11 protein-coding genes are annotated in these 10563 nt (G+C 65.1%); 3 read left to right on the top strand and 8 right to left on the bottom strand.

The genetic code is table 11. From position 1 onward, the window contains the following. The 6 genes from VIM61_07140 to VIM61_07115 form a co-directional block, all read right to left on the bottom strand. Window positions 1–249: DUF4112 domain-containing protein (locus tag VIM61_07140; protein ID HEY8900169.1), on the bottom strand; the 249-nt coding region annotated here is incomplete at its 3' end. Between the two features lie 25 nt (window positions 250–274). Further along, window positions 275–1534 (bottom strand): NAD(P)/FAD-dependent oxidoreductase, encoded by a 1260-nt coding sequence (locus tag VIM61_07135; protein ID HEY8900168.1) that lies wholly within the window; start codon window positions 1532–1534, stop codon window positions 275–277. Window positions 1535–1547: 13 nt separating this feature from the next. Further along, complete coding sequence (locus VIM61_07130) at window positions 1548–1910, bottom strand: DUF2237 domain-containing protein (GenBank protein ID HEY8900167.1); 363 nt, start codon at window positions 1908–1910, stop codon at window positions 1548–1550. Between the two features lie 6 nt (window positions 1911–1916). Further along, window positions 1917–4151 (bottom strand): glycoside hydrolase family 9 protein, encoded by a 2235-nt coding sequence (locus VIM61_07125; protein HEY8900166.1) that lies wholly within the window; start codon window positions 4149–4151, stop codon window positions 1917–1919. Window positions 4152–4160: 9 nt separating this feature from the next. Continuing rightward, complete coding sequence (locus VIM61_07120) at window positions 4161–6977, bottom strand: PAS domain S-box protein (GenBank protein HEY8900165.1); 2817 nt, start codon at window positions 6975–6977, stop codon at window positions 4161–4163. A 116-nt stretch (window positions 6978–7093) separates the two neighbouring features. Beyond that, a complete protein-coding gene (locus VIM61_07115) occupies window positions 7094–7654 on the bottom strand; it encodes a UbiX family flavin prenyltransferase (protein HEY8900164.1) in 561 nt (186 codons plus the stop codon). 197 nt (window positions 7655–7851) lie between these two features. Here VIM61_07115 and VIM61_07110 point away from each other — a divergent pair, with 197 nt between their 5' ends. Beyond that, window positions 7852–8229, top strand: coding sequence for an iron-sulfur cluster assembly accessory protein (locus tag VIM61_07110; protein HEY8900163.1), 378 nt, complete (start codon window positions 7852–7854; stop codon window positions 8227–8229). Here the strand turns inward: VIM61_07110 and VIM61_07105 are convergent. Continuing rightward, window positions 8226–8897, bottom strand: coding sequence for a 4'-phosphopantetheinyl transferase superfamily protein (locus tag VIM61_07105; GenBank protein HEY8900162.1), 672 nt, complete (start codon window positions 8895–8897; stop codon window positions 8226–8228). The genes VIM61_07110 and VIM61_07105 overlap by 4 nt on opposite strands. Before the next feature lie 56 nt (window positions 8898–8953). On the opposite strand from VIM61_07105, the gene VIM61_07100 reads away from it, so the two are divergent. Continuing rightward, window positions 8954–9430 (top strand): hypothetical protein, encoded by a 477-nt coding sequence (locus VIM61_07100; protein HEY8900161.1) that lies wholly within the window; start codon window positions 8954–8956, stop codon window positions 9428–9430. A gap of 56 nt (window positions 9431–9486) precedes the next feature. On the opposite strand, the gene VIM61_07095 is transcribed toward VIM61_07100, so the two are convergent. Further along, a complete protein-coding gene (locus VIM61_07095) occupies window positions 9487–10293 on the bottom strand; it encodes an HAD hydrolase family protein (GenBank protein ID HEY8900160.1) in 807 nt (268 codons plus the stop codon). Window positions 10294–10377: 84 nt separating this feature from the next. Here VIM61_07095 and VIM61_07090 point away from each other — a divergent pair. Continuing rightward, a partial coding sequence (locus tag VIM61_07090; protein ID HEY8900159.1) for a hypothetical protein occupies window positions 10378–10563 on the top strand: 186 nt, incomplete at its 3' end.

Genomic DNA, 10563 nt, shown 5'->3' with positions numbered 1-10563 from the left:
CACGAGGACGATGCGCGGCACGCCGGCGCGCAGGCCGTGGAGCAGGATCATCGACGAGACGACGGCGGTGGAGCCGTCGCCGAACCCGGGAATGAGGCCGATGATGGGGTCGAGCCCGATGCGGAGCTTCGTGCCGGGAATGGGAATGAGGTCGTCGAGCAACCAGGCGATGAGGCGGGAGAGATCGGGGACGTCGCGGTCCTTCGCGGGCGGCAGGATCTCGAAGTCGATGGGTTTGGACGAGGCCATGCGGGAAAATATCGCAGCGCGGCGGTTATTCCAGTGCGGCCCGCACCTCGGCGGCGGCGCGCCAGCCGGTTTCCATCGCGCCATGCACGGTGCCGCTGGCGCCGAGAGTGTTCGTGGCCTCGCCGGCGAAGAAAATTTTGCCGGCGAGCGGACGGGCGAGAGCTTCGCGGACGGTTTCGGTGGTCTGCGGCGTTGGATAGCTGTAGAGGCCGCGGATCCATGGGTCGGCGCCCCAGTCGGCGATGAGGCCGCGTTCGAACGAGCGGGAGGCAATCCTTGCGCCGAAGACTTCGTCGAGCTCCTCGAGGGCGAAGCGCACGGGATCGACGCTCATGTTGTCGAGCGCCTCGGCGCGGGCGCCGCCGACAAAGGCCGTGAGCACGTGAGCGGTGGCGGACTTGCCTTTGCACGACGTCCAGAACTGCGGAAGGAAGCCGTCGGTGTGCAGGAAATACATGCTGTCCTCCCAGAAGCGGTGCTTGAACTTGAGGATGATCTTCATGCCGGTGTCCATGCCGATGGAGTCGGCGGCGGCGATTTTTTCCGGAGGAAGCTGCGGAGAAAAGTGGATGAGCCGCTCGCGGAGGATGGTGAGCGGGACGGTGACGACGATGGCGTCGGCGGGGTGTTCGCCGCTGTTTTGCAGGCGCACGCGGGGAGTGTCGCCCCACTCGATCGCGGAGACGGGTGTGTTGAGGCGGATGCGGCCGTCGAGGCGAGCGAGAATGGGGTCGAAAAGATCGAGGTAGCGGCCGCGAAGGGTGTAGTTCGTCTCGCGGGCTTCCCAGCCGCGCTGGTAGGCGGCAAAGCCGCGCATGGCGAGACGGTCGAGCGTGGTGCCGTGCTCGACGCCGAGCCGCGAGTCGAGGTAATGCCAGGCGCGGCGGGGAAAATGCGCGCGAACGAGGTATTCCTCGGCGCTCCAGTTCTCGCCGCGGTAATCGCCGAGCGAGTCGATGACGTCGAAGGCGCGGCGCACGTCGGGATCGGCCTGGGCCTGGTCGAGCGAAAGGAGGGCGCCGTCGAGCCGCAGCATGTCGTCCATCGTGACGTGGTGGACCATTTCCATGCCGAGGGCGCGGGCGGCGTCGGCGACGGGATTGTCGGGACCGTGGACTTCCTCGGCGCCGAGCTCGATGGGCACGTCGGCGAAGCCCTCCAGCGAACGCACGCGGCCGCCGATGTGGTCCGAGGCCTCGAAAATCTCGGCGTCGTGCCCGGCGGCGACGAGGGCATCCGCGGCGCACAGCCCGGCAGCTCCGGCTCCAATGACGATGACGCGCATGCGGCGGGAGGGGTCAGGCGTCCACGGCGTGGGCGGTGAGGTCTTCGAGCGTGACGAACTCGAGCGCCGAGGCATGGGTGGCGTGAAGGCGCACGGGCGGAGCGACGCCGGCCTCGAGGGCCTCGGCCCAGCGCTCGACGCAGAGGCACCATTGGTCGCCGGGTTGCAGGCCGGGAAACTGCCATTCCTCGTGCGGCGTCACGAGATCGTTGCCGCGTTCGTAGGAGAAGCGCAGGAACTCCTCGGTGACCTGCACGCAGACGGTGTGCAGGCCGTGATCGCCCGGGCCGGTATGGCAGTAGCCGTCGCGGTAGAAGCCGGTGGCGGGATTCGCACAGCAGCATTCGAGCGGGGTGCCGAGGACGTTGTTGGCCATGGAAGTCTAACGGTTCGGAGGTGGGAAGGCGTCGAGGGGTTTGCCGCCGGGTTCCTCGGCGAGAGCGGCGAGGGCGCCGGTGAAGCCTGCGTTGTAGTCGAGGGCCACTTCGTTCGTGATGTAGTTCCCGCGGTCGTCGACGTAGGCGTCGTCGCTTGGCGCGCTGGGGCCGCCGACGAGGGCGCCGTAGAGAATGTGGCGATTGGGGCCGGGGTCGCCGACGTTCGTGACGCCGGAGGCCGCGCGGTGGTGCGGGCGTTGGGGCGGATTGCTGCCGAAGCCGACGACGTAGCTGCTGCGGCGGGGATTGTCGCCGAGGATGTAGCGGATCTGGCGGGTGGCGAACTCGCGGTAGCGGTCCGCGTGTTTCACGCCCGGCGTGGCCGCGTAGACGAGGGCGAGGAAGGCGGTGTTCGCGGCGTAGCGGAGGGAGCCCCACTGGTCGAGCCAGGCGAGGCCGCCGGGGGTCGTCTTCACGCGCTGGCCGTCCTGACCGACGGTCCAGAAATTCAGCCAGCGGTTGACCTGCTCGAAGTATTCGGGCTTGCCCGTGAGCTGGGCGAGGAGGACGGCGACGCCGTATTTCTTGTCGTCCCAGGATTGCGTGCCGTGCCAGTCGGTCTTCGCGAGGGCGTCGTGGTAGATGCGCTCGGCGGTGGCGAGGTAGCGCGATTCTCCGGTGGCTTTTGCGAGCCATGCGGCGGCCCAGGCGAGTTCGTCCTGATAGCCGCTGAAGGAATTGTAGTAGGCGCGGGCGTCGTCGATCGAGTTGCTGTAAACGTCGCGCCGGGCATCGGCAAAGGCGAAGAGCTGGCGGGCGTGATCGAGGCAGCGCGCGGCGTAGTCGGCGTCGGATTGTTTGAACAGGATCGCGGCCGCGGCGAGGGCGGCGGCGGCTTCGCCGGCGAGGTCGCTGCCGGGGTGGTCGGAGTCGATCTTGAAGGCGGGGCGCGGCATCGACATTTCCTCCGGAGGCCCCCAATACGCGTGGTCGAGGTCGCCGCGGCCGACCTGCCCGTAGAAGACATCGGGCGCGGCGTGGGCCTTCATCAGCCAGTCGGTGCCCCAGCGCACGGCATCGAGGAGCGCGCCCCATTGCTCGCTCTTTTCGTATCCGGGTTGGAATTCGATGCCGCCCCAGGCGAGAAGGGTCATCGCGCCAGCCATCGGCAGGCCGAATTTCACGCCGTCGCCCGCGTCGTAGTAACCGCCGGTGAGGTCGACACCGACATCGGCGCCGTCCTGCAATCCAGAATCGCCGCGCCAGCTGACGCGGAAGTTCTGCGGCAGCGGACCGGAGCGCTGGGCGTCGTAGAAGTAAAGCGATTTTTGCAGGGCCTCGGCGTAGTTGAACGTGTGCGGGATGCCCGGCAGTGGCGTGTGAACGGCGGAAGGGAATTCACCGGGGGCGGAGGGTTGCGATGGGGTCACGGGCGGCTCGGTGGGAAGGGGTGAAACGGGGGCGGCGGTTTCGTTGAAGGCGATGTTCTTCGGGCCGCCGACGATGCCGCCGGGGGCGCCGAGCAGGCCGAAGCTAACCTCGCCGCCGGGTGGGATGGTGCGATTGTAGTCCGCGGCGTTGATCGTGACGGTGTCGCCCGAGATCGAGGCGATGCGGGCGTTCCACATGCCGGTGATGCGGCCGGGGAGCGAGAATTGCAGCGACCACGCGGGGATGGGCTTGTCGCCGGTGTTTCGGATCGTCACGTCGGCCTGGTAGCCGCTGCCCCAGTCGGACACGATGCGGAAGCGCACTTCGGTGCCGGCGGTGGAGGCCTTCACGTTTGGCGAGCCGGCGTAGATGGGCTTCTGGGTGACGCCGCTCTCCGTGGTGGCTTCGTTTCCCGCCGGGGCCTCTCCGGCGATGAGCGGCTGGAAAAGCACGTTTTGCGGACCCTCGCTGTTGCCTGGCATCGCCTGGAACCCGAAGACAATCTGACTGCCGGGGCGGATCTGCCTGGCATAATCTTCGGGGCCGAGCAGGTAGGTATCGCCCTCGTGCTGGAGAATTTTTGCGCCCCAGAGGCTCTTGATGTCCTGCGACAGCGTGAAGCGGATGCGCCAGTCCTTGACGTCGTCGCCCGAGGTATTTTTCAAAGCGACCTCGCCGACAAATCCCTGGCCCCAATCGCTCTGTTTCTTGAAGGAGAAGCTGACGGGTGCGGCGAGCGCGGTGCAGACGGCCAACCCGCCGGCCGCCACGCTGGCGACCCACCCGGGCGCGGAGCGGCGGCGAATCATCGGCGCACTCTAACCGATGTCCTGATTTTTGAAAGCCCGAGCCGATTGCTCGGCAAGCACGGCGCGGAGATCGTCCATGCGGACGGGTTTGGTGAGGTGTGCGTGCATGCCGCTCTCGGCGGAGCGCTCGCGGTCCGCCGAAAGCGCGTGTGCGGTGAGGGCGACGATGAAAGTGTCTGGCGAAATATTGCGGATCAGCCGCGCGGCTTCGTAGCCATCCATGCCGGGCATCTGGATGTCCATGAAGATGACGTCGTAGGTTTTCGCGGCGGCGAGTTCGACCGCCTGTTCGCCGTCGGCGGCCTCGACTGGCTCGTGGCCGAGACGCTGCAGCATCAACCGGGCAAGGCGGCGGTTCACGGCGTGGTCGTCGACCAGCAGGATGGCGGCCTGGCGGCTGGCCTTCGCGGATTCCTCGGCGGCGGGCCTGGTCTCGGCGGCTTTCCCGTCGCGGACGGGCAGCGTGAGGTCGATCGTGAAGGTGGTTCCCTGCCCAGGCTCGCTCGTGGCGGAGATTTTTCCCCCCATCATGCCGACGAGGCGATGCACGATGGATAGGCCGAGGCCGGTGCCGCCGAAGCGGCGTGCCATCGAGATATCGAGCTGCTCGAAGGGCTCGAAGAGTCGCGGAAGGTCGTCGTGAGAGATGCCGATGCCGCTGTCGGCCACCGTGAAGCGGAGTGCGGCGAATCCTTCCGAGGCTCTTTCGGGAGCGACCTCGGCGCGGACGCGGACGGAGCCCGTGGTGGTGAACTTGATGGCGTTGCTGATGAGGTTCGCGAGGATTTGACGCAGCCGCAGGGCGTCGACGACGACGATGGCGGGCGCGCCGGGGGCCACTTCGGAGGTGAGCTCGAGATTACGCTCGGCGGCCTTGGCCCGGAAGGTCTCGGTGGCGGCATGAATGAGCTCGGCGAGGGATGTTGGTTGGTTCTCCAGCGTGAGCTTGCCCGACTCGATCTTGGAGTAATCGAGGATGTCGTTGAGCACGTGCAGGAGATTCGAGCCGCTGTCGCGAATGGTGTGCAGATATTCGCTCTGGGTCGGCTGGAGCGCGGTGGTTGCGAGCAATTCGGTGAAGCCGAGGACGCCATTGAGCGGCGTGCGAATCTCGTGGCTCATCATCGCGAGGAAGTCGCCCTTTGCGCGATTCGCGTTCTCGGCGGCGATCTTTGCCTCGACGAGCTGGGCCTCGATATTCTTGCGGGCGGTGATGTCGATGAGCGTGCCGATCATTCGCGTCGCGTTGCCCTCGGGATCGAAGTGGGCCTTCGCGTGGGCGAGGATCCAGACGTAACTGCCATCGTTGCGGCGCATGCGGTATTCGCAGCGGAAAAGTTCGGAGCGCCGGCGCAGGAGATCGATGGTGCTGCTGCGCACCCGGGAGCGATCGTCGGGATGGACGAGGTCGAGAAGGTCGCGGGCGGTCGGAGGAAGTTTCGCGTCGGAATAGCCGAACAATTCCTGCCAGCGGGCTGAGTAGAACAGGGCGCCGGTGCGGAGATTCCAATCCCACACGCCGGCCTCGGTGCCGGCCAGGGCGAGGTTCCACCGCTCCTCGCTCTCGCGCAGGGCCTCCTCGGCACACTGGCGCTCCGTGACGTCGGTGACGAAGCCGAACCACATCGTGCCTTCTTCGTGCGGCTGGGGCAGTGAGTTGATTTCGAGCCAGCGAAGACGGCCGTCGTCCCGCCGTTGAATCCGAAAATCGATCTGGAGGACCGAGTGCGTGGCGCGCGCCTGGTCGATCGCGGCGAAGACCCGGGGCCTGTCCGCCTCGATCACGCATTCGAAGGCCGGGTGGGCGTTTGTCAGGAGGTCGGCATTGGGCACGCCCAGCACTTCCTCCATGCGATCGCTCACGTAGGTGAATTTCCAAATGCCGGCGGGGGTTTGGATGAGTTGATAGATGGCGCCGGGCACGCGGTTCGTCACCTGTCGCAGCATGTCCGTCGCCCGGGCACGCTCGGCTTCGCTGTGAATGCGATCCGTGATGTCCTCGGCGATCCCGACGACGGCCATCGGCGAGCCGTCATCGGCAAAAACGGGCGCCTTGATCGCCCGCACGAGTCGCTTTCCGGCGCGGGCGTATTCCACGGCCTGCAGCGGCACCTCCACGACCTTGCCGGTCTCGATCGCCTCGCGATCCTGACGATCGAAAATCTCCGCGGTCCTGGCATCGAACGCTCCCCTTGTCGTATGCCCGAGCACCTCTCCGGCCGGCTTGCCGTGAAGTTCCTCCATCACGCGATTCCAGAGAATATACGTCCCGAAGTTCTCCGGGAGCGCGCTCTTGGCGAAGGCGCAAACGGGGAGGTGATTCAGGAGGGACTGGAAAAGATTGCGCTCCTCGCCGAGGCGACGCAGTGCGGTCGTGAGTTCGTCCGCGGTCCGCTTGCGGTCGGTGATGTCCTCCGAGACGGCCAGCAAGGCGAGAGGTTCGCCGGTCTCGTCGAAGATCGGCGTCTTGATCGTGTGCAGATGGCGAGGGCCGCGGGTGCGAGTCTGGATGAGCTCTTCGGGGATGTCGACCGACTGCCCGGTGCGCACGACCTCGCGATCCTTCTCGATGAAAAAATCCGCCTGCTCGCGGGGAAAGAAATCGTAATCGTTCTTCCCGATCACCTCGGCCGCGCTCAATCCGGTCCACTCTTCCGCCACGCGGTTCCAAAGCAGAAACTCGCCGAAGTTTTCCTCGCGCGTGCTCTTCACGGCGATCTGGAGCGGCAGGGCGTTGAAGACGAGTTGGAAGAACTCCGGTTCTCTGAGAATCCGGCGGAGTTGGGCGGCGTTCAGGCCGACTGAGTTTTGAAGGTCAGGCTTCACGACATCTTTTGCTCCGGCAGCTTGAGCCGTGGCTTTGCCCGGAGGAGCGCTGGAATACTATCTATCGCACCGAGAACTGTCGATGGTCGTTCTCGGAAATTCGCCCCAGAGGAAACTCAGTCCGAAATGGGCTCCCGCCAGCGACAGGCATTCGGCGCTTCGATTCCAAGCTGGTCGAGAATGCGCCACACGACGGTGTCCGTCGCGGCTTCGAGCGTCTCGGGGCGGCTGTAAAACGACGGCATCGCTGGCAGCAGCCGCGCCCCGGCCTCGAGCACGGTGACGGCATTGCGCGCGTGGATGAGGTTCCATGGCGTCTCGCGGGGCACGAGGATCAGCGTCCGCCGTTCTTTAAGGAAGACGTCCGCGGCGCGGAGAATGAGGGACTCGCTGGTGCCTGCGGCGATCCGTCCGAGCGTGCCCATCGAGCAGGGCACGACGACCATCGCGTCGAACTTCGCCGAGCCGCTGGCGAACGGGGCATTCATCGATTTGTCGGAGTGCTCGACGACGCCCGCCGGCAACCGCAGCGCGCCGAGTTCCTCCTTCACGACCTGCCGGGCGTAGGCGCTCAGGACGAGATGAAGCTCGTGGCCGCCATCGCGCTCGAGATGGTCGAGCAGACGCTGCAGGTAGATCGCGCCGCTTGCGCCGGTGGCTGCCAGGATGATTCGCATGAGATGAGGGAGACCTCCGGGAGCCGGCCGGCCGCCACGTGAGACGACATCCTTATGCACCAGTTTCCGAGGTTTCGCAATCGCACCGCCGCGAGAGACGTTGTGAGAGAATTTCCTGAAAGCGCATCCTAATGATCGTCTGGGACGTTGCAGCGACCGCTTGATGCGACGTCGGCTTGCGGGTAGCGTGGAAACCCATGACCGCCGCCACGGAGTCCGCCGTTCAATATCGAATGGGCAACGAAAAGCTGATCCGCATCACCGAAGCGGCCAGCAAAAAGCTGCGTGGTCTTCTGGAGCGGCAGGGGCGGGCCGAGCACGGGGCGCTCCGCGTCGCGGTGATTGGCGGCGGCTGCTCCGGACTTCAATACAAGATGGACCTCGTGGATGGCCCGGCAAATCGCGACATCATGGTGGAGTCCAGCGCGGTGCGCGTGGTGATCGATCCGAAGAGCGCCCTGTTTGTGAGCGGCTCGGAACTCGACTTTAGTGACGACCTGCAAAAGGGAGGGTTCAAGGTGACGAATCCCAATGCCGTCGCCCATTGCTCCTGCGGAGAGAGTTTTTCCGCTTAACTAATACCGACGACTCCGTTCATCCAGCGGATGTCGGCCGCTTCTTCTCCGAACCAGGCAAAGGCTCCCACGATGCCCCCGGGACGCGTGAACGGGGTGACTTTCGCGCAGTGACCCGGCCAGGAAACGGCGTGAATCGAGCGGTCCTTGAACTGGCACTCCGCGTGGCGCAGGGCGTCGCCGAGGCCGATTCCAGCGGCCTTGAGCGCGGCTTCCTTGGCAACCCACTGATGCAGAAACGCCTCGTCGACCTGCGCCGGAGGCAGGCCTTCGAGCGTGGCGAAATCGTTTTTCGAAAAGAAACGTTCCGCGAGGGCGCGGGTATTGTCGCGTGGTCGAAGAAGCTCGATGTCGACGCCGATGGGAACCGGGGAAACGGCGATTACGAGAAAGTTCCGGGAGTGGGAAATCGAAAAATGGAGATTGGCGGGAGGTGTTAGCTGAGGCTTGCCGCCGGGGGCAATCTCGAGCGGAATTTCCAGCGGCGAGAGGCCGAGGCGTTCGGCGAGAACGCGGCGGACGAGGGAGCGTGTTCTCTGGTAACGACTGCGCATCAATGGGTTGGAGATGCCGTTTGCGCGCATTTCCTCGACGGAATCAAGGCAAGGAGGGCCGGCGTCCTCGTCGAGGTCGAAGGTCCAGGCCGAAATGTCGGGAATTAGACTCATTGAATAATCATTAAATAGTGCTTTGCAAAATGCTAAGTCCTGATTAGTTATCAGCCATGGATCTTTCCAAACTAACACCGGCCCTTCTTCGTGAACTCCTCAAACTCAGCGAGTTGAAGGCCGCTTTGCACAAGCAGGTCGAAGCGATCGACGCGCGTATTTCCGGTCTTGGCATGGGCAAGGCGCCTGTGGCAAAGGCCGCTCCGGCGGCCGGCAAGCGCCGCGGACGTCCTCCCGGCAAGGCCGCCGCGAAGGCTCCCAAGGTCAAAAAGGAAAAGGCCCCCAAGGCTGCGAAAGCTCCCAAAGCTCCCAAGGCCGCCAAGCCTGCATCGACGGGCAAGCGCGGTGCGCTCAAGGGCGACATCATCAAGCTGCTTTCTGCGGCCGGCCCTGAAGGGATCTCGGTAAAAGATATTTCGTCCACGCTCGGAGTGAAGAACCAGAACGTGCACGTGTGGTTCAGCACCACGGGCAAGAAGCTTCCCGAGATCTCGAAGGTTGGAGAGGCTCGTTATGCTTACAAAGCGGCGTAAGTGAAGCGTCGCAGCTCTTCCTTCAGGAAAAGACTCTCTTAGTTTTCCGGCGGTCGTCATGAAACGGCCGCCGGTTTTTTTTGGCTAATTTCCCGTCGGACGGCGACGAGAGCCTCGGCGGTGCCGTCGCCGAACGAGGCACTCGCCACGGCGCCGCCGGCGGCGAGGACGGCGGATTTCACCTCGGGAATCGCGTTGGCGGGACAGGCGACGTGCGCGGCGAAGCGGCCGTCGAGCATCGGGAGGTCGTTGTAGTGATCTCCGGAGGCGAAGACTTCCTCCCGGGCGAATCCGGCGATGCGGCAAAGTTCGGCCAGGGCGGTCCCCTTGTCGTAGGCGGCGTGGCAGAAGCGCAGGTAGATCGTGTTGCGCTGGTAATGGAAGTCGGGCACTTCGCCGCGGAGGGAATCGAGGAGGGCGGCGACGCGATCCATGGCGGCTTCGTCCGCGGTGATGAGGCCGCTCGGGACGCCATTTTCCTCGATGAGATTGACGTCGTGCGCGCCGGCGAGGACTTCGCGCACGCGCCGGAAGATGTCCTTTGCCTGCTGGAAGAGTGCGGCATGGCGCTCGCGGCAGATCCGATTCCAGTCGCCGTAGTCGCGCCAGACGCCGTCCGAATCGCGGTGCCAGATCTCGCGTTCGTGGGTGAGCACGTAGTCGGGCTCGAAGGGGGCGGCGAAGAGGGTGACGCCCTCGATGATGTGCTCGAGCGAACGGCCGGTGTTGATCGCCCAATGGCCGCCGGCGGCTTTGAAATCGGCGAGGGCGGCGGCGAACGCGGGCTGGCAGCGACCGTCGAAATGAGGCTGGATGAGGGTGCCGTCGAAATCGGTGCTGATGAGTCGGAGATCGGTGGCCATCGGGCGTCACTTTGAGGGGCGCGGGCAAACGGGCAAAGCGGAAAGAGGCTTCATTTCGCGCGAACGTCCGAGCAAGGTGACGCCATGAAATCCGCTTACGAACTTTCGATGGAGCGCCTCGCGGCGAAGGAGCCGGCCGTGAAACTGACCGATGCGAAGAAGGCCGAACTGGCCGAGATCGACAATCTCTACACCGCGAAGGTGGCCGAGCGACGGGTGTTCCTCGAAGGGGAGATTCGGAATGCGGCGGGAGATCGCATGGCGCAGGAG

The sequence above is a fragment of the Chthoniobacterales bacterium genome, from assembly GCA_036569045.1.
GTDB lineage: Bacteria > Verrucomicrobiota > Verrucomicrobiia > Chthoniobacterales > JAATET01 > JAATET01.
Note: the sequence above shows the minus strand (reverse complement) of the source record. Positions and strands in the feature narration are given on the sequence as shown.